General features: G+C 71.5%; 19 protein-coding genes. 10 read left to right on the forward strand and 9 right to left on the reverse strand.

Annotated features, from left to right (window positions below; translation table 11 throughout):
• Positions 1–101: 101 nt before the first annotated feature.
• The 7 genes from ilvD to K377_RS21985 form a co-directional block, all read right to left on the reverse strand.
• Positions 102–1748 (reverse strand): dihydroxy-acid dehydratase, encoded by a 1647-nt coding sequence (ilvD, locus tag K377_RS21955; RefSeq protein WP_111665155.1) that lies wholly within the window; start codon positions 1746–1748, stop codon positions 102–104.
• Positions 1749–1874: 126 nt separating this feature from the next.
• Positions 1875–2726 carry a fumarylacetoacetate hydrolase family protein gene (locus tag K377_RS21960; RefSeq protein WP_111665156.1) on the reverse strand — a complete coding sequence of 284 codons (852 nt, stop codon included), beginning with the start codon at positions 2724–2726 and terminating at the stop codon, positions 1875–1877.
• A 33-nt stretch (positions 2727–2759) separates the two neighbouring features.
• Positions 2760–4133 carry a hypothetical protein gene (locus K377_RS21965; RefSeq protein WP_111665157.1) on the reverse strand — a complete coding sequence of 458 codons (1374 nt, stop codon included), beginning with the start codon at positions 4131–4133 and terminating at the stop codon, positions 2760–2762.
• A 90-nt stretch (positions 4134–4223) separates the two neighbouring features.
• Positions 4224–5159 (reverse strand): N-acetylglucosamine kinase, encoded by a 936-nt coding sequence (locus tag K377_RS21970; RefSeq protein ID WP_111665158.1) that lies wholly within the window; start codon positions 5157–5159, stop codon positions 4224–4226.
• Between the two features lie 24 nt (positions 5160–5183).
• Positions 5184–6350, reverse strand: coding sequence for an SIS domain-containing protein (locus K377_RS21975; RefSeq protein ID WP_258395096.1), 1167 nt, complete (start codon positions 6348–6350; stop codon positions 5184–5186).
• A 125-nt stretch (positions 6351–6475) separates the two neighbouring features.
• On the reverse strand, positions 6476–7678 hold the full coding sequence (locus K377_RS21980; protein ID WP_111665159.1) for a saccharopine dehydrogenase family protein: 1203 nt from the start codon (positions 7676–7678) through the stop codon (positions 6476–6478).
• A gap of 101 nt (positions 7679–7779) precedes the next feature.
• On the reverse strand, positions 7780–8763 hold the full coding sequence (locus K377_RS21985; RefSeq protein ID WP_146614748.1) for a hypothetical protein: 984 nt from the start codon (positions 8761–8763) through the stop codon (positions 7780–7782).
• 171 nt (positions 8764–8934) lie between these two features.
• Between K377_RS21985 and K377_RS21990 the strand changes: the two genes are divergently transcribed.
• Together K377_RS21990 and K377_RS21995 are read left to right on the forward strand one after the other, a co-directional pair.
• Positions 8935–9549: a hypothetical protein gene (locus K377_RS21990; protein ID WP_111665161.1), complete on the forward strand. Its 615-nt coding sequence runs from the start codon at positions 8935–8937 to the stop codon at positions 9547–9549.
• Between the two features lie 187 nt (positions 9550–9736).
• Positions 9737–10495, forward strand: coding sequence for a DeoR/GlpR family DNA-binding transcription regulator (locus K377_RS21995; RefSeq protein ID WP_111665162.1), 759 nt, complete (start codon positions 9737–9739; stop codon positions 10493–10495).
• A gap of 19 nt (positions 10496–10514) precedes the next feature.
• On the opposite strand, the gene K377_RS22000 is transcribed toward K377_RS21995, so the two are convergent.
• A complete protein-coding gene (locus K377_RS22000) occupies positions 10515–10841 on the reverse strand; it encodes a hypothetical protein (RefSeq protein WP_111665163.1) in 327 nt (108 codons plus the stop codon).
• A gap of 249 nt (positions 10842–11090) precedes the next feature.
• On the opposite strand from K377_RS22000, the gene K377_RS22005 reads away from it, so the two are divergent.
• From K377_RS22005 to K377_RS22040, 8 genes are all read left to right on the forward strand, one after another.
• Entirely contained in the window at positions 11091–12392 is a 1302-nt protein-coding gene (locus K377_RS22005) for a sugar ABC transporter substrate-binding protein (protein WP_111665164.1), read from the forward strand.
• A 29-nt stretch (positions 12393–12421) separates the two neighbouring features.
• Positions 12422–13375, forward strand: coding sequence for a carbohydrate ABC transporter permease (locus K377_RS22010; protein WP_111665165.1), 954 nt, complete (start codon positions 12422–12424; stop codon positions 13373–13375).
• A 67-nt stretch (positions 13376–13442) separates the two neighbouring features.
• Complete coding sequence (locus tag K377_RS22015; RefSeq protein WP_111665166.1) at positions 13443–14303, forward strand: carbohydrate ABC transporter permease; 861 nt, start codon at positions 13443–13445, stop codon at positions 14301–14303.
• Positions 14300–15319 carry a D-2-hydroxyacid dehydrogenase gene (locus K377_RS22020; protein WP_111665167.1) on the forward strand — a complete coding sequence of 340 codons (1020 nt, stop codon included), beginning with the start codon at positions 14300–14302 and terminating at the stop codon, positions 15317–15319. Before K377_RS22015 ends, K377_RS22020 begins: the two co-directional genes overlap by 4 nt.
• Positions 15309–16082, forward strand: a complete 774-nt coding sequence (locus K377_RS22025) for a DeoR/GlpR family DNA-binding transcription regulator (protein ID WP_111665168.1) — start codon at positions 15309–15311, stop codon at positions 16080–16082. The genes K377_RS22020 and K377_RS22025 overlap by 11 nt, the downstream gene beginning before the upstream one ends.
• Before the next feature lie 40 nt (positions 16083–16122).
• Positions 16123–16971: a class II fructose-bisphosphate aldolase gene (locus K377_RS22030; RefSeq protein WP_111665169.1), complete on the forward strand. Its 849-nt coding sequence runs from the start codon at positions 16123–16125 to the stop codon at positions 16969–16971.
• 66 nt (positions 16972–17037) lie between these two features.
• The gene (locus K377_RS22035; protein WP_111665170.1) at positions 17038–17355 is read left to right on the forward strand and encodes a hypothetical protein; all 318 of its coding nucleotides are present in this window, start codon (positions 17038–17040) and stop codon (positions 17353–17355) included.
• Positions 17352–18050 (forward strand): polysaccharide deacetylase family protein, encoded by a 699-nt coding sequence (locus K377_RS22040; protein WP_111665171.1) that lies wholly within the window; start codon positions 17352–17354, stop codon positions 18048–18050. Before K377_RS22035 ends, K377_RS22040 begins: the two co-directional genes overlap by 4 nt.
• A gap of 55 nt (positions 18051–18105) precedes the next feature.
• On the opposite strand, the gene K377_RS22045 is transcribed toward K377_RS22040, so the two are convergent.
• Entirely contained in the window at positions 18106–19173 is a 1068-nt protein-coding gene (locus K377_RS22045; protein ID WP_146614749.1) for a polysaccharide deacetylase family protein, read from the reverse strand.
• Positions 19174–19183: the final 10 nt, after the last annotated feature.

A 19183-nucleotide genomic window follows, 5' to 3' on the forward strand; every position in this document is an offset into this window, starting at 1 on the left:
GCGGGACACCGCGGAGTGCGAACCCGGCACCAGGTCGGGGACGCCGCACGGAGACCACACCCGCACCAGGGCGCACAAGACGCGTCGGACGGATCAGGAAGTCACGACGTCACCGCTCCGTCCGACGCCGAACCCACGACCGCCGCGTACTTGCTGAGGACACCGCGCTCCAGAGGGCGATCCGGGCGCGTCCAGCGGGCCCGGCGCTCCGCCAGCTCCTCGGCGGTGACGTCGAGGTCGAGGGCGTTGCGGGCGGAGTCGACGACGACCGTGTCGCCGTCCTCCACGAGCGCGACGGGGCCGCCGTGCCACGCCTCGGGTGCGACATGGCCGATGACCAGGCCGCGTGAGACACCACTGAACCGTCCATCGGTGACCAGGGTGACGGAGTCGCCGAGCCCCTGTCCGACCAGGGCGCCGGTGATCGACAGCATCTCCCGCATACCGGGGCCGCCGGCCGGACCCTCGTAGCGGACGATCACCACGTCGCCCTCGGCGATCCGGCCGCCCTGGATGGCCTCGAAGCACTCCTCCTCGGAGTCGAAGACCCGCGCCGGGCCACGGCGCACGAAGTCGGCACGCCCGCCCAGCTTCAGCACACACCCGTCCGGAGCGAGCGAGCCGCGCAGGATGGCCAGCGCGCCCGCCGGTTTCACGGGGGACGTCACCGAGGTGACCACCCCCTGCCCCTCCGTCTCGGCGGCCGAGGAGGCCACGTCCGCCGGTGACCGCCCGTCGACCAGCGTCACCGAATCGCGCAGCACCCCCGCCTCCAGCAGGCGCGCCGCCACCAGCGAGGTGCCACCGGCCCGCCACAGATCAGCGGCCGTGTAGGGGCCGGCGGGCTTCAGGCCCGTGATGATCGGGACATGGCGGCACACCTCGCCGATCCGGTCGATGGCCAGGTCGATCCCGGCCTCGCGGGCGATGGCGAGCAGGTGCAGGACGGCGTTCGTGGAGCCGCCCATGGCGGCCACGGAGACGATCGCGTTGTGGAAGGCGTCCTCCGTGAGGATGGAGGACGGGCGCAGATCGCGGGAGAGCACGTCGAGGGCGAGTTCGCCGACGCGCTCGGCCGCGGCGGTCTTCTCCGGCGCGGTGGCGGGGATGTCCCCGACGCCGAAGGGGGCGAGGCCCAGGAAGTCCGCGACCGTGCCCATCGTGTTCGCCGTGTACTGCGCCGCGCAGGTTCCGGCGCCGGGGCAGGCGTGCCGGGCGAGGTCGTCCACGTCCTCCTGGGTGACCCGGCCGACGGCCCGCTCGCCGAGGGCCTCCCACATGTCCTGGATGGTCACCTCGCGCCCGCGCCACGTGCCCGGCATCATGCTGCCGCTGTAGAGGAGCACGGACGGGATGTCGAGCCGCGCCATCGCCATCATGGCGGCGGGCACTGTCTTGTCGCAGCCGACGATGCAGACCATGGCGTCGAACTGGTGGGCTCGTCCCATGAGTTCGACGGAGTCGGCGATGAGCTCCCGGCTGACCAGCGAGGCCCGCATGCCGGGGGTGCCCATCGTCAGGTTGTCCGAGACGGCGATGGTGTTGAACTCCATCGGCTGGCCGCCCGCCCGGCGCACTCCGGTGGCGACGTGGCGTGCCAGGTCACGGTGCGTCAGATTGCAGGGCATCGTCCCGGTCCAGGTCGAGGCGATGCCGACTGTGGGACGCCGCATCTCCTCGTCGCTCAGGCCCATCGCGTAGAGGTGCGAGCGGGCCGGCGCGCGGTCGGGATCGTCGGCGATGTTCATTGCGGCTCCTTCGTCGCGAACTGCGGAGTGCGGAGTGTGTACGTACAACGTGGTCGAGGGCGGCCTCCTCCGGCCGGGGGTGGGGCGGAGGAGGCCGCGCGAGGACGGCGGCAGATCCTGCCGCCGTCAGTCGGTGGTGACCTGGACGGGGTTGCGCAGCAGGCCGATGCCTTCGACCTCGACCTCCACGACGTCCCCGTCCTGCAGCCACAGCTGCGGATCGCGGCCCATGCCCACGCCGTGCGGGGTGCCCGTGGCGATGACGTCCCCGGGGTGCAGCGTCATGTACCGGGACAGATAGGCGATGGTCTCGGCCACGCCGAAGATCATCTCCTTGGTCGAACTGTCCTGCACCGTCTCGCCGTTGACGCGGGCCGAGATCGCGAGGCCCTGGGGGTCCGGCACGTCGGAGGCGGTGACGATCCACGGGCCGAGCGGGCAGAAGCCGTCGAAGTTCTTGCCGCGGAACCACTGCCCGTCGGAGAACTGCGCGTCCCGCGCGGACACGTCGTTGGCCACGGTGTAGCCGAAGACGTACGACGCCGCGTCCTCGACGCTCACGTCGCGGGCCGTGCGGCCGATGACGACGGCCAGCTCGGCCTCCCAGTCCAACTGCTCGGTGCTGCCGCGCGGGACACGGACCGTGGCGGTGGGGCCGGTCAGGCAGTGCGCGGTCTTGACGAACGCCAGCGGAACCTTCGGCGTCTCGAGGCCCGTCTCCCTGATGTGGTCGGCGTAGTTCAGACCGATGCAGATGATCTTCTGCGGTGCGGCGAGCGGGCTCAGCAGTTCCACGTCGGCGAGCGGCACCCCCGCCACGTCGGCGCTCAGCGTCTCCTCGGCCGTGCCGTCCGCGATCAGGTCGCGCACGGCGTCGGACATGTGCCGCTGGTCCTCCGCCACGACGGGGAACACGGTGTCCCCGTCCACGCGGGCCGCCAGGACCCGGCCCTCGTACCGCACTCGGGCAATCTTCACTGTCTCTCCAGGGTCGTCGATGTGCGGGTGGGGTCACGCGAAGCGGGGCAGGAAACGGCTCTGGGCGTCCAGCAGTTCGGCCGTCAGGGCGGCGGCCGCGTCCCGGTCGGTGACCGCGCCGTCGGCGATGACCGCCTCGACCACCAGGTCGCGATCGCCCGTCATGGCGGCCTCGACCGCAAGCTCCACGGGCGCCAGGCGCCGGGCGAGGATCGCGGTCAGCGGCGCCGACAGGTCGGGCACCCGCAGCTGACGCAGGCCCCGCGCCGTGGCCACGGCCGGAATCTCCAGCGCGGCACCGTCCGGCAGACCCGGGACACTGCCACGGTTCGGCACGTTCACCGAGAACATCTCGCGGCGGTCGAACGTGATCGACCGGATGATCGCCAGAAGCTGCTCCTGCTCACCGGTCGAGCGGTCGAAGGCCGTCTCGTCGAGCGGCGCGTCGCCCTCGGCCTGGACCCGCATCGACTGGTACCGCTCCTCGCCCCACGCGAGGATCTCCGGCACGGAGAACGCGTCGACGCCCAGCTTCTTGCCGTAGTAGTCGCCGCTCGCCCAGCGCTCGGGGAAGAACTCCACGACGTGCCGGTCGTTCGCCGCCGGGTACGCGCCGTACGTGCGGAAGAACTCCCACGAGAACGGGTTGTGCCACGCCTTGCCGTTCTCCCAGATCGCGCCGATGTCCTCCGGGAGCGGCGGCTCGGCGAGTTCCCGCTCCATGCGCTCCCGTACGGCGGGCCAGGCGTCCTCGCCGCGGTGCCGGAAGTCGTAGATGAACGTGAGGTGGTTGATCCCCGCGTACAGCGTCGACGTCTCCTCGAACGGCAGCCCCGCGAACGCCGCGAGTTCCCGCTGCACGTGGTGCATGCCGTGGCACAGGCCGATGACCTCGGCGCCCGCGTACCGGGTCATCGCCTGGATGTTGGCGGTCATCGGGTTGCTGTAGTTGAAGAAGTAGGCGTCCGGCGCGAGGTCGACGATGTCGCGCGCGATGTCGACCATGACGGGCGTGGTGCGCAGCAGGCGGGAGATCCCGCCGGGCAGCACCGAGTCGCCGACCGGCTGGAAGACGCCGTGCCGCTGGCAGATCTCGTGATCCGTCTGCCAGGCGGGCCGGCCGCCGACGCCCACGCAGGTCACGACGTAGTCCGTGCCGGGCAGTTCGCTGCGCCGGTCGGTGGACGACCGTACGGTGATGCGCTTCTCGGCTCCGCGCGCCTCGACCATGCGCTCGGCGAGCCGGGCCGTGACCGAGAGGGCCTCGGGGTTGGTGTCGACGAGCCGGATCTCCCAGGAGCCGAGGTCGTCCGCGCCGATCAGATCGGCGAGCAGACCGCGGGTGAAGACGGCGCTGCCGGCGCCGATGAGCACGAGGGAGCGTCGGTCGGGGTTGCTGGCTGACACGAGCTTGTCCTTTCGGGTGCGCTCGGCCGCTCGTCCCGGGGGAGGGGTGGCGGAGCGATGGAGGTGTACGACACGGGGGCGTTCAGCAGTTCAGCGGTTCGGGGATTCACCGGCGAGCCGGGCGGCGAGCAGCGCGGCGCCGACCACGGGAGTGCCGAGCGGCGGGCGGGCGTCGTACGGCTCGGGATGGGCGGCGAGGGCGTCGGTGAACGCCCGGCGTACGCGCTCCTCGGTGAACACTCCGCCCGACCAGGAGACGCGGACCACCTCGTCGGGTTCCGCCGCCAGCGCGTGCCGTGCGGCGCGGGCGAGTGCGGCCAGTTCCTCGCCGGCCCGGGCGAGGATGCGCGCGCACTGCGCGTCGCCGTCCGCTGCGGCCTCGGACACGTGCCGGCTCACCGCGGCGACGGCGGTGCGGTCGGGACGGCCCAGGAGCATGACGTCGACGAGGTCCAGGTCGGTGTCGAGCGCGAGCCGGCGCCGCAGCACCGTGTGCAGGGGGCCGGGCGGCGTCCGTCCGTCGCCCATGCGCGTGAACAGGTTCAGGCCCTGGACGGCGATCCAGTACGCGGAGCCCTCGTCGCCGAACAACTCGCCCCAGCCGCCGGTGCGTGCCTCCCGGCCGCGCAGGACCCCGTACGCCATGGAGCCGGTGCCGCTGATCACGTTGATGCCATCGGCGAGTCCGAGCGATCCGGCCCAGCCGCACATCATGTCGTTGCCGACGGCGTACCGGTCGTGGCCGAGGATCTCCGTGGGCAGGGCGTCCAGCGCCTCGGTGAGACGCGGGGACTCACCGTGCGCGGGCAGCCCGAAGTACGCGTACTTCAGCCGCGCCGGATCGGTGCCCGCCTGCTCACAGGCGGCTGTGACGCCGTCGCGCAGCACGGTGCGGGCGATGTCCATGCCGTGCTCCCCGAGCGCGGGCGAGGTGGACGGCCCGTCGGCCGAGCCGAGCACGGCGCCGGAGGCGTCCACGACCGTGAAGGCCGTCTTCGTGCCGCCGCCGTCGACTCCGAGATACATGGCGTGACTTTCCTTCCGGCCTGATCAGCGAGTGGGCAGGGGGTGGATGGTGACGCCCTGGACGACGCGGTTGACCTCGCCGTCGGGGAACGGGTTGTCGGGCCGCACTCCGCAGGCCAGCGAGGCGTTCAGCGCGACAAGTTGGGCGCAGACCACGGCGGGCAACGCCAGCGCGGCGTCGTCGGCGTCGGCCATGCCGTCCACGAGCCAGGTGCGGTCGGCCGGGAGGCCGTCGGGCCGTGCGGCGACCGCGACCACGTGCCCGGCGGGCAGCGCGGCGCTCAACTCCCGGAAGATGTCGAGGTCGTACCGGCGCGTGTAGGGGTCGTTCGACACGTAGACGACGACCGCCGTCCGCCGGGTGAGGAACGCCTTCGGCCCGTGCCGGAAGCCCAGCGACGAGTCGGAGAGCGCCGTGACCGCGCCGCCGGTCAGTTCGAGGAGCTTGAGGGCCGACTCCCCGGCGAGGGCCTGCAGCGCGCCGCTGCCGAGGTAGACGAAACGGTCGATGCCGCCGCCGACCAGCACGGTGACGCGGTCGGTGACATCGCCGGACAGCAGGGACGCGGCCGCGGCGGGGCAGTCGTCCAGGCCCCGGACGTGGTCGCCGCCGAGGGCCCGGAGCACGGTGAGGAGCATGCACGTCAGGCTGGACGTCATCGCGAAGCCCTGGTCCTCGGACTCCGGCGGCGTCAGCAGGACGTAGGAGTCCGGGCGGCCCTGATGCCGGGTGGCGAGCGTGCCGTCCGCGTTGCAGGTGATGACGAGATGGGCGCACCGGTCGAGCAACTGGTCGGCGATGTCGGTCGCGGCCAGGCTCTCCGGGCTGTTGCCCGAGCGCGCGAAGGACACCAGCAGCGTCGGCCGGTCGCTCTCCTCGAAGCACGCCGTGGGGTCGGCCGTGATGTCCGTCGTCGCGACGGCCGCCACCGTGCGGCCGGTGGCTCTCGCCAGCGCCGAGCGGGCGATCTGTCCCGCGTACGCGGAGGTGCCGGCGCCCGTGAGGACGATCCGCAGCCGCGGTTCGGCGAGCAGAGGTGCCAGGAACGTGTCGAGGGAGGCGCGCTCCTCGCTCAGCCGCGTGGCCGTCTCGGCCCAGAGGCGCGGTTGCTGACGGATCTCGCGACAGGTGTGGGTGGCGCCTTGCGGCACGGCCCGGTGGTCGGCGGTCTCGGGGGCGGCGGTCTTCACACGGACTCCTTCGAGCGTGGGGTACGGGCGCGGAGCCTGTGCGGCTTCCGACCCGCGCGGGGTTCAGGTGGCAGGCGGGGAGAGGCGTGCGGGGGTCCGGCACGGGACCGCGGCAGGCCTTCCGGTCATTGCTCGCGCATGCCCCAGGGCGCGCCGTACTCCTCGAGCAGGCCGAGGAACGGTTCGGCGGGCAGGGCCTCGGGGCCCAGGACGCCGCTGCCCTTCCACCGGCCGCTCGCCAGCAGTTCGAGGGCGACGACCGGGTTGAGCGCGGTCTGCCAGACGACGGCCTGGGATCCGTACTCCGCCATCGACCACTCGTTGTCGACCACGTGGTAGAGGTACACCTCGCGGGGAGCGCCGTCGCGGACGCCCTTCACCCAGGTACCTGCGCAGGTCTTGCCGCGCATGCGGTCGCCGAGGCCCGCCGGGTCGGGGAGGCAGGCGGCCACGACGTCGCGCGGGGATACCTCCACGTCGCCGACGCGCACCTTCTCGGTGCGGTCGAGGCCCAGCTTGTGCAGGGTGCGCAGGACGTCGATGAACTCCTGCCCGAGGCCGTACTTGAAGGTCACGCGCGGGACGTCGACCCACCGCGGGATGAGCAGCACCTCCTCGTGCTCCACGTTGACGCACTCGACCTCGCCGATCCCCTCGGGGAAGTCGAAGACCTCCGGTTCGGAGAACGGCTCGGTGGTGAACCAGCCGCGGTCTTTCTCCCACACCACCGGCGGGTTCAGGCACTCCTCGATCGTCGTCCAGATGGAGAAGGAGGGAGCGAACTCGTAGCCGTCGACGGTCAGATCGGCGCCGTCGCGGATCCCGATCTCCTCGATGCTGTCGAAGAGATGGTCGGCCGCGTAACGGGCGAACACGTCGGAGAGACCGGGCTCGACCCCGATGCCCACCAGAGCGAGCCGGTCGGCGCTCTCCCACTCGGACGCCAGGGCGAACTGCTCGTCGCCGAGCATGACGCCGGTCTCGGAGTACGGGCGGTCGGGGTGGGGGCGGGACAGCGACATCGCCATGTCGAGGTAGTGGGCGCCGCCGGCCAGTGCCGCGCGGAACAGGGGCATCACGAACCGCGGGTCCGTGGCGTTCAGCAGGACGTCGCAGCGGTGCTCGCGCAACAGGGCGACGACGGCGTCCTCGTCGGAGGCGTCGATCCTGGCGGCGACGAAACGGGCGTCCTCGGTGGCCTCCGTCGCCCGCACCGCCCGGTCCAGGACGTAGTCGGCGATCACACAGTGGTCGAAGAAGGAGCGCCGGGCGGCGATCGCGGCGGCGGCGGTGCCCACGCCTCCGGCGCCGACTATGAGAATGCGCATGATGAATCCTCGTGTCTCTTCACTGAACGGAAACGTGTCTCTTCACTGAAAGGAAAAGGGGATGACGGGCCTGTGCCGCCCGCAAGAGGCCGTGCGGGATGTCAGCCTCGGTGGACGGGACGCGGTCCGTCTCCCGGTACGGAGGTCAGTCTGCTCATGAGCGGCGTGGCGGCGACCGTGTCGCCGCCCGGTCCGGTGTCCCGCAGATGCCAGAGCTGACCGCCACGGCGTACGACGAGATCGGTACGGCCCGGCTCGAAGGAGACCGGCGTCGCGGCGACCGCGGTCACGTCCCCGATTCCCGGCAGTTGCAGACGGCGGGCCCTGCCGGGGCGTCCGGGCGTCACCACCTCCAGCCACGGCCCCTCGGACCATACGTAGATCCGCGGGTCCACGTCGCCTGCCACGGCCGCGGCCACCGTGCCCGCCGGAATCGGGTGCGTGTCTCCGGTGGGGGAGAGGTAGAGGCCCTCGCGGTCTCCCGCCAGGACGATCCCGGGGCGTGCCCCGTCCCGGACCGCCACCAGGGCGATCGCGGTCCACCGGGAGTCGGTGAGCAAGGCGTGCGCCGGTGAGTCGTCGGACCAGGCGAGGTGCGGATAGGCGGACGGGTCCGCGCGCAGCACGCGCGGTTCGCCGTCGGTTCCGAGAACGCCGGTCCACAACGTGCCGTCCGCGGTCTCCGCCGCCACGACCGCGCGGGCGGGGCCGCTCGGCGGGGGCGGTTCCGTGGTGAACGCCGCCTCGGGGCTCCAGCGCAGGCGGTGCGACGAGTCGCCGGAGCGGGCGACCAGTTCGAGGTGGTGCGGACCGTGCCGGCTCTGCAGGACACCGACCTCGTCGTACCGGCGGCCCGCGGCGAAGCGCAGTCCGCCGCTCCAGTCACCGGGCGGCGGGCCGCCGGGCTCCGGAGCGGTGCCCCGCGGGTCGCTGTTGAACCAGAGCACCCACAGCCCGTCCTGGTCGTCGCAGAGGACGAGTTCCAGGTTCCCGCGGACGCCGTAGCGTCCCTGCGCAAGACCGATACCGCCCCGGGAGACCGGGGGCGACGCCACGCGGAGGGACGAGGAAGGGGGAGCAGCCATGGAACACCTTCGGGGCCGGGCAACGAGAACGTCGGCGCCGATCCGGGACCATCGGCCCGAAGCGCCACATCGGCAGCCTAGGCACTCTCATTAACAAGCGTCAATGAGCAGAAGTGAGCAATAGTGCGCGATGATGGCGGCGAACCGTCATCGAACAGGAAGGCCGAGACGATGCCCGACCACAACACGTCCGAACGCCCGGTGCAGAAGGCAGGGGAGGCGCGGGTGCTGATCGTCGGCGCGACCCGCATCCTCCGCCCTGCTGTGGCCGCGTTGAGCGAACGGGCCGTGTCCGTCACGGCCGTCGCCCGCTCCGCGGCCGACCTGCGCGAGCTCGCCGACGAGCACCCGGGCCGCGTCACCCCGCTCGCCGCGGACGTGACGGCGCAGGATTTCGGCTCGGTGCTGCGCGGCGCGGCCGAGCGCGCACCTCTGACCGGGGCTGTGGTGTACGCCCCCGCCGTGCCGCCCGGAACGCTGGCGGAGCTGGTCGGCTCCGTCGTCGCCGGTCCGGTCGTCGTTCTCGCCACCAGCGAATGGGCGGCGCCGGACGATTCCGGTACGGGCGCGGGCGCCGACACGTGGTCGCCCAACGACCTCCCTGCGGCCCCCCGTTCGGGGTCGGCGAGCAGGTTCCTCGTGCTCGGCTGGCACGGGGAAGGGCAGGTGACGCGGTGGCACACACCGCACGAGATCTCCACCGCCGCCCTCGCGCTGCTGGACGCCCCGGCCGACGGCGACACGGTGCTCGGCACCGCCCGCCCGTGGTCGTCACGGCCGCGATGACCGCCCGTCACGACCGGAATGACGGGATGCGCGGCGTCCGGCGCACTGATCGGCGTCAACTTCTGGCAGGGATGAGCAACGCCAGTAAGCTGCCTGTGCGGCCGCCGGATCATCGCCGGCCGAAGATCCGCGGGTGTCGGAGCCGAGTCGGCCGACGCACCCATGCCGAGGGGAGTGGGACCGGGCCATGCTGGGCGCCGAGCGAAGGAAGAGGCTGCTTCACGCGGTGCGCGCGGAAGGCGTCGCCCATGTGGGCACGCTCGCCGAGCGCCTGGACGTCAGCCCGTCGACGATCCGCCGGGACCTGTCCGCGTTGCAGGCCCAGGGCCTGCTGAACCGCACCCACGGCGGGGCGATGGCCGAGGCGGTCCAGGCCGACGAGCCGGACCGGCCGCAGCGCAGCTCGGTCGCCTCCTGGGAGAAGAGCAAGCTCGCGAACGCCGCCGTCGAACACATCGCCCCCGGCGCCACGATCCTCATCACGGGCGGCACGACCACGGCCGCGATGGTGCCGCTGCTCGACGGCATCGAGCGGCTGACCGTCGTCACCAACTCGCTGCACCTGGCCGGTGAACTCGCCCAGTTCGAGGAGATCAGCACGGTCGTCCTCGGCGGCTATCTGCGCCACCGGGAGATGTCCCTGCTCGGCCACCTGACCCGGCAGGCGCTGGAGGAGCTCCAGGTGGACGAGGCGTTCGTCGGCGCGTACGGGATCACGGACGCCGGGATCAGCGGCGCGCACGTGGACGAGGCGGAGACCGACCGCTGGCTGCTCTCGCGCGTCCGGCGGATCACGGCCCTGGTCGACGGCTCGAAGTTCGGCCGCTCGGGCCCGGTCCGGCTCGCCCCCGCCGGCCGGCTGTACCGGGTGATCACCGACGCCTCGGCGCCCGCGGACGAACTGCGAGCGCTGCGCGCCGCCGGGGTGGACATCGTGCAGGTCTGAGCGGACCGAGCTGACCCGGTCAGTCTCCCGCGGTCAGGGAGCCGGCCCACTCGGCCCAGACCTCTGCACGCGGGACGCCCCAGCCCTGCGCCAGCGCGGTGCCCGCCGCGTCCAGAGCCCGCCGCGTCGCGTCCCGTCCACGGTCCGAACCGTGCACCACGGCCAGCGGCCACGCAGCCACGATTCCGTCGCCCGTGCTGGTCAGAGCCGCCTCGCAGAGCACCGCGACCACCCCGGAGGGCGGCAGCCCGAGCGCTGTCGCGACCTCGCCGCACAAGTGCCTCAGCCGTGCCGCGTCCTGCGCGCTGTCGGAAGCCTTCGGTGCGGTCACCTGGATCACGGGCATACGGGTGCTCCTTCTGAAATGCGCAGGTAGTGGCGCTGACTCAGGCCAGGGCGCAGGCCGGGTCACAGGCCAGGTCACAGGCCGGGCGCCGGGCCGAGGCTAAGCGCGCCCCCAGGACCCGTCAATAAAAAACGAGCAATAAAAATCAGGTCTTGCTTGTTATTGACTGACCTTGGCTGCGGCGACTAAAAAGCAGGCATCAAGGCCTACGCGGCCGAATCTCCCCCTTGACGACGGAGGTTGTGCACGATGGCTGTCGCCAGACGAGCGGTGCTCGGTGCCGCAGCGGCGGGCGCCGGTGCGGTCGGCTTCGCCCGGCGGTCCGGTTTCTCACCCTCCGGTACCGGCTCGGCAGGAGCGGACACGCTCACCTTTTCGCTGTGGGGGGCCGACGCCGAGATCGCGGCCTTCCAGGCGCTGGCCCGCGCCTACGAACGGCGCCACCACGGCATCCGGGTGCAGATCCGGCTCGAGTCGTACCAGCAGATGTACACGAACATGGACGCACTGCTCGCCGGCGGCCGCGCCCCCGACCTGTTCCGCTGCGACTACGCGAACCTCGGGATGTACAGCGCCAGCGGTCAACTCCTCGATCTCGGGCCGTACTTCAGCGACAAGGAGCGTGACGCGTTCCTGCCCGCCCTGTGGAAGGCCGTCTGCCATGACGGCAAGCCCTACGCCGTTCCCCACCACACGGACACCACCGCGGTCCTGTACCGCAAGGACATGTTCCGCAAGGCGGGCATCGCCTCGGTGCCCACCTCGCTCGACGAGGCGTGGACGTGGGACGAGTTCAGCGAGATATGCGCACGACTGCGCAAGAAGCTGCACGGCGTGTACCCCTTCGTCTACGGCTGGCAGCAGACCGGCGCCTTCCGCTGGCTGACGTGGCTGTGGGAGGCCGGCGGCCGGATCCTCGACGACAGCCTCACGGCGCCCGCCATCGAATCCGCCGCCGGACTGCGCGCCCTGCGCTACACCCAGGACTTCTTCCGGGAGGGCTTCGTCCCGCCCAACAGCTCCGTGAAGAGCGCCGCCTATCCCGACTCCCTGTTCACCGCGGGCACCGTCGCCATGAGCTTCGCCGGCGACTTCCTGCTGCCCACCATCGATCCGGCGATCGACAAGGACCTGTACGGCGTCACCTTCCAGCCGCGCGGACGCACGGCGGCCACCGACCTCGGAGGCAACGCGGTGGTCGCCACCCGCACCACCGAGAACCCCGAACTCGCCGCCGACTTCCTCAAGTTCCTCGCGAACGAGGAGAACATGGCCCGCTTCTGCGAGCAGACCGTCGTCCTGCCCACCCGCACCTCCCTGCTCACCCAGCCCCTCGACTACGCGGTGCGGCCCGACCTCATGCCCGTATACGCGGAACAGGCCACCGCGCTCACCCCGGGCATGACCGAACAGGTCGCGATCCCCGGCTTCGGACGCATCAACTCGGCCCTCCAGGACGAACTCGAGGCCGCCTTCGTCAACCGGCAGCCCGCCGAGACCACGCTCCGGAACATCGCCGCGTCCACCCGGACCGCGCTGGCCTCCGCGTAAGGCCCTCCCCACCGCACACAGGAGTTGCCATGGCCACCACCGCGTCGCCGCCGCGCGACCTGCGCCCGCCCACCCCGGTGACCGCCCCGCCCCCACCGCCCGGCCGCCGAGCGGCGCGCTTCCGCGAGACACTCGCCGCCTACTGCACGCTCGGCCCGAACCTCGTCCTCGTCACGCTCTTCCTGCTGGTCCCGCTGGTCATGGCGCTCGTCCTGAGCTTCCAGTACAGCACCGGGCTCGCGTCCCCCACCTGGGCGGGACTCGCCAACTACCGCCAACTGGCCGGGGATCCGGTCTTCTGGCGCACTGTCCTCAACACCGCCGTCTTCTGCGTGGCGACCGTGCCGGTGGAGATGGCACTCGGGCTCGGCGTGGCCCTTCTGTTCAACAAGGTGATGCCCGCCCGCCCGCTGTGGCGGACCCTCGTCTACCTGCCCATGGTCATCTCCGGCGTGGCCACCGCCCTCATCGGCACCCTGATGTTCGACCAGAACATCGGCCTGCTCAACAAGCTGCTCGCCGTCTTCGGGCTGCCCGCCGCGCCCTGGCAGACCAGCGGCAGCACCGCCATGGTCTCCGTCGTCCTGATCACGCTGTGGATGCGCGTCGGCTTCAACATGGTCATCTACCTGGCCGGCCTTCAGGGCATCTCACCCGAGATGTTCGAGGCGGCCGAGGTCGAGGGCGCCGGACCCTGGCAGCGGCTGCGCAACATCACGATCCCGCTGCTCGGACCGTCGACGTTCTTCCTGCTCATCATGAACGTCATCTACTCGTTCCAAGTCTTCGACACCGTCTATGTGATGACACTCGGCGGACCCGGCCACGCCACCGACGTCATGATCACCTACGCGTACCGCAACGGCTTCGAAGGACGGCAGCAGGGCTACGCGGCCGCCATCGGCATCGTCCTCTACGTCATCGTCATGATCTTCACCGCCCTGCAGTGGCGCTTCAGCCGCAACCGGGACACGGTCGGCTGACCCCCGCGCCCTCCCGTCTCCCTCCCTTAAGGACACCCCTCTCCCAAGCCCTCTCCTAAGGACACCGATGTCCGTCACCTCCTCCGTCCGGCTCCCCGGAACGACCCGCCCGAGACGACGTGATCGCGCACGTCACCTGCGCACGGCCGCGGCCGTCGTCATCGGCCTGGCGATGGCCCTGCCCCTGTTCTGGATGATCCTGGTCGCCTTCTCGCCCATCGCGGACCTGCACACCTCGCAGCTCCGCTTCTGGCCGAGCGCGCCGACCCTGGACAACTTCCGCCGCGTGTTCCGGCTGCCCGTGGGGACCTGGGCGATGAACTCGACCGTCATCACCTGCCTGGTCGTCCTCATCACGGTCTCCTGCAACCTGCTGGCCGGATACGCCTTCGCGAAGATGCGCTTCCGCGGCCGCAACCTGCTCTTCCTGCTCATGCTCAGCACGATGACCGTGCCCGTGCAGGTGCTGATGGTGCCGCAGTTCAAACTCGTCAGCGCCCTGGGCATGTTCGGCAGCTTCTGGGCCGTCATCGTCCCCGCGTCATCGACGGCCTTCGGGGTCTTCCTCGCCCGGCAGTTCATGCTCGGCATCCCCGACGAGGTCATCGAGGCCGCGCGGATGGACGGCGCAGGACAGCTGCGCACCTTCTTCACCGTCGTCCTGCCGCTGTGCAAGCCGCTCATCGCGGTGCTGTCGCTGCTCACGTTCCTCTACCAGTGGAACGACTTCGCCTGGCCGCTGACCGTCCTCAAGGACGAGCGGCTGTACACGCTCGCCGTCGGCATGCAGTTCGTCAACGGCCAGTACACCGCCGACTACGGCGCCATCATGGCGCTCGCGCTCATCTCCGTCCTGCCCATGGTCGTTCTCTTCCTCTGCTTCCAGAAGTACTTTGTCCAGGGCTTCGCACGATCGGGAATCAAGTGACCTCTTCGTCCCCCGTCCACTACCTGAGCACCCTCTCGTTCCCCGACCGGTGGCTCGACCGGCTGCGCGCGAGCCACCCGGGGCTCACCGTCACACAGATACCCGCCGCCTCCCCGGCGGACGTGCCCGAGGAGGTGTGGCGCCGGACGCAGATCCTGCACACCAGCTCCGTCTTCCCGAACACCGCCGACGCGGCACCCGACCTCAGCTGGATCCAGCTCGACACCTCGGGCGCGGACCACCTCAAGGACACCGCCGTGTGGGACCTTCCGGTGCCGCTCACCTCCATCGGCGGCATCTCACCGGTCCCGATGGCCGAGTACGTGATGATGATGCTGCTCGGCCTCGCGCACCGCCTGCCGCGCGCCATCGAGGTGCAGCAGAGCGGCACGTGGCCGTCCCTGAGCGAGCGTTGGAACACGCTGATGCCGCGCCGACTGCGCGGTGCCACCGTCGGCGTCGTCGGCTACGGCCGCATCGGGCACGAAATAGGCCGCCTCGCCGGTGAGTTCGGCATGACCGTGCTCGGCCTCAAGCGCGGCCGCGCCACCCGGGCCGGCGAGTTCTTCGGAACCCCCGCCGAGGGATCGGGCCAGGCCGAGCTGTACACCCCCGACGCACTCCACGCCTTCATGAACCGCTGCGACTACCTCGTCGTGACGTGCCCCCTGACGGACGAGACACGCGGCATGATCGACGCCGCCGCACTCGGCGCCCTCAAGGACGGCGCGATGGTCGTCAACGTCTCCCGCGGCGGCATCGTCGACGAGTCCGCCCTGCGCGCCGGACTCCGCTCGGGCCGCATCGCGGGCGCCGCCCTCGACGTCTTCGACGAGGAACCCCTGCCCGCCGACCATCACTGGTGGACCGAGCCCGGAGTGATCCTGACACCGCACGTCGCCGGCTTCGCCCCCGACTACGAGGAGCAGACCCTCGAACTGGTCGGCGCGAACGTCGAGCGCTTCCTCGCGGGCCGCGAACTCCTCAACCTGGTGGACCGGACCCGTGGCTACTGATTACCTCCTCGCCCCCCAGCGCCGGCACGCCGTACTGACCCGGCTGCGCCGCCGCGGCACGGTCAACGTCCAAGAGCTCTCCGACCTGCTGCGGATCAGCGCCTCCACGGTCCGCCGCGACCTGCGCGACCTCGAACTCCAGGGCATGCTGCGCCGGGTGCACGGCGGCGCCACCACCGTGGACGGCGCCTTCGAACCGGAGCAGCCGCAGCGGGCGTCCACGCAGCTGGAGGAGAAGGGCCGGATCGCCGAGGCCGCCCTGCGGCTGATCCCCGACCACGGCACCGTCCTCATCAGCGGCGGCACCACGACCGAGGCGCTCGCCGCCAGGCTGGGGGAGCGGCGCGGTCTCACCGTGGTGACCAACGCGCTGCCGATCGCCCAGGCCCTGTCCGCCGCGCCCCATGTCGACGTCATCGTGCTCGGCGGCGTCCTGCGCCACCGCGAGCAGTCCCTCCTCGGCCATCTCACCGAGCACGCCCTGCACGAACTGCAGATCGGCCAGATCGTCACCAGCGCGTTCGGCCTCGACGCCGACGCGGGACTCACCGGGGCCCACGTCGACGAGGCCCAGACCGACCGCGCCCTGCTGGCCGCCGCCCGCAGCGTCGTCGTCCTCGCCGACGACTCCAAGCTCGGCCGCCGCGGGCCGGTCCGCCTCGCACCGCTCGATCGCGTCGCCACCCTCGTCACCGACGCCGGCCCCGAACACCCCGTGTGCCGCGCCCTCGACGAGCGCGGCAGCACCGTCGTCCACGCCTGAGGCGTGTGTCCCAGAACCCATCGCCCCACAGAGGTACGTCATGCCCCTAGTCCCGACCGCCGCCCTGGTGGACCACGCCGTACGCGAAGGCTCCGCCGTCCTCGCCTTCAACATCGTGACCCTGGAGCACGCCGAAGCCGTCGCGCAGGCCTGCGAGGCCGCACGCGCACCCGCCGTCCTCGCCGTCAGCCAGAACGCCGTCCGCTACCACCGCGACGACCCGGCCCCGCTGCTCGCCGCCGCGAGCGCGGTCGCCCGCCGCTGCGCCGTCCCCCTCGCCCTCCATCTCGACCACGTGGAGGACGAGGAACTCGTGCTGCGCGCACGGGAACTGGGCTGCGGCTCCGTCATGTTCGACGCGTCCCGGCTGCCGCACGCGGAGAACGTCGCCAGGACGGCCGCGGTCACCGCCCGCCTCCACGACGACGGGATCTGGGTCGAGGCCGAACTGGGCGAGATCGGCGGCAAGGACGGCGTCCACTCCGCGACCGCCCGCACCGACCCGGCCGAAGCCGCCGACTACGTACGCGCCACCGGGATCGACGCACTCGCGGTGGCCGTCGGCAGCTCCCACGCGATGACCGAACGCACCGCCTCCCTCGACCAGGACCTCATCGCCCGGCTGCGCGACGCCGTCGACGTGCCGCTCGTCCTGCACGGCTCGTCAGGTGTCCCGGACGAGGCGCTGCGGGCGGCGATCACGCACGGCATGCGGAAGATCAATTTCGGTACGCATCTGAGTGCGGCCTTCACCAGGGCCGTCCGCGCCGGCCTCGACGAGTACGCCGGAGTGGACCCCCGGCGCTATCTCGCGGCGGGCCGCGAGGCGGTGGCCGCGGCCACGGAGGAAAGGCTCCGGCTCCTCGCTCCCGCCCCGGCCGCCCTCTGAGCCATGAGCCCTGACCTCTGAGCACGACCAGACCACCAGCACCACGACGCCACAGGAGTTACGAGCGTGACCACCTCCGCGCCCCGTCACGAACCCGTCCCCGACCCCCGCGCGCTCCTCACCGAACTCGGCGAGCGCGTCCTCGAACGCGAGGGCATCCCCATGTTCCTGGCACTCCAGGTGCCCGCCCGCGACAACGAGCAGACCCGGGCAGATGCGGAGGGCGAGGAACTCGCCGGACTGCTCCGGCACTACCGGGGCGCCCTCGTCCCCGAGGCCGGGGACGACTCCGAACCCGCGCTGATCGAGGTCCTCCAGGTCATGGGCGCGGCCCACCTCACGCCCCAGGCCCCCGCCGCACAGAAGGACGAGAACCGACGATGAGCACGTCCTCCCGCACCCGACTGCCGTCCTTCGACGCCCAGGAGCAGGCCCTGCGGTCCGGCCAGTACCTGCGCGTGGTGAACTACCACAACACCCCGCACGCCGACACGGACAAGATCCGCGGCGAACTGAGCGAGCTCGCGGAGCACTTCTCGGCCGTCACCCTGGACGACCTCGACCTGTTCCGGTCCACGGGCCGCTGGCACAAGAACCGCCCCGGAGTCATCCCGGTCTTCTACGAGGGCTACCGCAACAACGCCGAGGTCGCCGCGCCGCTCGCCGAGGAGGCGGGCCTGACCGCCTGGTTCTTCATCTGCACCGCGTTCCTGGACGTCCCGGTCGCCGACCAGTACGACTACGCCAACGCCCACGACATCGACCTGGTGCAGGAGAACGAGAAGGGCGAACGGCTGGCCATGACGTGGGACGACGTCGCCGCACTCAGCCGACGGCACGTGGTCACCCCGCACACCGCGAACCACGCCGAGGCCGCCTCCCTGCACACCGACCTGGATCTCCAGCGGGAGATCTTCGAGCCCAAGCGCCGGATGGACGCGGTCACCGGTCAGGACGCCGCGAGCACGGCTTTCCTGTGGGGCACGCCGTACGGAGCGAACCCGGCGGTGGACGCGGCACTGCGCGAGGCGGGCTACCGCTACCAGTTCGGCAACACCATGATCCAGTACATCGGTTAGCGCTACGGAGACGGTTCGCGGGCCGGCACAGCGGTGCCGGCCCGCTCCGTCATGGTCAGCCGGGCAGCCGCTGCACCATGGTGTTGCTGAACACGAAGCGGTAGCCCGCCTCGACCAGGGCACGGTCGGCAGCCGACTCACCGGTCCACGAAGTGCCCTCCAGCCAGGCCGTGCAGAGCGCGGAGCCGCCGGTGGCCCGGTCCATGCGCCGCTTCGGCTCGACGACCTCGCGCTCGATGTCCTCGGGCGTCAGCATCGTGCGGGCCAGGGCGTGGGAGGCGGTGTGCGGGGTGACCACATGGCCGCGCCGGTGCAGATCGGCGATCTCGTCCCACGTCATGGCGAGACGCTCCCCGCGCGGACTCTCCGGAACGAGCTTGATCCGATGGGCGAGGGCGTAGTCGTACTGAGCGTCGACCGGGGTGTCCGCGAACGCCGTGCAGACGAAGAACCACCCGGTGACCCCGGCCTCCTCGCAAGCGGCCGCCGCGACGTCGTAGTTGTCGCGGTAGCCCTCGTAGAACACGGGCAGCAGTCCCGGCCGCGACTTGTGCCACACCCCGCTCTGCGCGAAACGCTCGAGATCGGCGACGTCGACGGTCGCGAAGTCCTTCGCGTACCCGCGCAGTTCGGCGACCAGGTCGTCCTTCCAACTCGCCGGAGTGTTGTGGTAGTTCACCACGCGGAGATAGTGGCCGGCTCGAAGGTCGGACTCGGTGCCGTGAGCGCTGATACCGAGGTCGGTCGACAGCGGCAGGCTCGTGGCGGGGGTCTGGCCGGTCGGCGAGGGCGCGCGGGGCGGGATGCGCCCGGGCCCCAGCCCGACATGGGCCAGGGCCTGCAGCGTCCGTATCAAGGTCTCCTCCTCGCCGGGCGCTTCGAGCTGCGCGCGCGACGCGGAGAAGGCCTCCGCCAGTTCGGCGTCGGCCGGGCGCGGGGCGCCGGGGGACCGATCGCCCCGGCCCGTCGCCGCGTCGTTGGAGGCCGACGCCGAGCGCAGGGACACATACATCGGCACACCCCGGCGCTGTGCCACCAGACGCCGACTGGCCTCAAGAGCGGCCTGGGCGGCCTGGGCGATCCGAGGGTTCTGCGAGGTGAATGCCGTGAAGGAATGAGACATGCCAGATCCT

It is taken from the genome of Streptomyces sp. PsTaAH-137 (assembly GCF_003259365.1).
Lineage (GTDB): Bacteria > Actinomycetota > Actinomycetes > Streptomycetales > Streptomycetaceae > Streptomyces.

What these genes read in the sequence shown, in the direction of transcription:
- ilvD (WP_111665155.1), bottom strand. Translation starts at nt 1,748, where the DNA reads ATGAACATCGCCGACGATCCCGACCGCGCGCCGGCCCGCTCGCACCTC.
- K377_RS21970 (WP_111665158.1), bottom strand. Translation starts at nt 5,159, where the DNA reads ATGTATCTCGGAGTCGACGGCGGCGGCACGAAGACGGCCTTCACGGTC.
- K377_RS21980 (WP_111665159.1), bottom strand. Translation starts at nt 7,678, where the DNA reads ATGCGCATTCTCATAGTCGGCGCCGGAGGCGTGGGCACCGCCGCCGCC.
- K377_RS21985 (WP_146614748.1), bottom strand. Translation starts at nt 8,763, where the DNA reads ATGGCTGCTCCCCCTTCCTCGTCCCTCCGCGTGGCGTCGCCCCCGGTC.
- K377_RS21990 (WP_111665161.1), top strand. Translation starts at nt 8,935, where the DNA reads ATGCCCGACCACAACACGTCCGAACGCCCGGTGCAGAAGGCAGGGGAG.
- K377_RS21995 (WP_111665162.1), top strand. Translation starts at nt 9,737, where the DNA reads ATGCTGGGCGCCGAGCGAAGGAAGAGGCTGCTTCACGCGGTGCGCGCG.
- K377_RS22000 (WP_111665163.1), bottom strand. Translation starts at nt 10,841, where the DNA reads ATGCCCGTGATCCAGGTGACCGCACCGAAGGCTTCCGACAGCGCGCAG.
- K377_RS22005 (WP_111665164.1), top strand. Translation starts at nt 11,091, where the DNA reads ATGGCTGTCGCCAGACGAGCGGTGCTCGGTGCCGCAGCGGCGGGCGCC.
- K377_RS22010 (WP_111665165.1), top strand. Translation starts at nt 12,422, where the DNA reads ATGGCCACCACCGCGTCGCCGCCGCGCGACCTGCGCCCGCCCACCCCG.
- K377_RS22015 (WP_111665166.1), top strand. Translation starts at nt 13,443, where the DNA reads ATGTCCGTCACCTCCTCCGTCCGGCTCCCCGGAACGACCCGCCCGAGA.
- K377_RS22030 (WP_111665169.1), top strand. Translation starts at nt 16,123, where the DNA reads ATGCCCCTAGTCCCGACCGCCGCCCTGGTGGACCACGCCGTACGCGAA.
- K377_RS22040 (WP_111665171.1), top strand. Translation starts at nt 17,352, where the DNA reads ATGAGCACGTCCTCCCGCACCCGACTGCCGTCCTTCGACGCCCAGGAG.
- K377_RS22045 (WP_146614749.1), bottom strand. Translation starts at nt 19,173, where the DNA reads ATGTCTCATTCCTTCACGGCATTCACCTCGCAGAACCCTCGGATCGCC.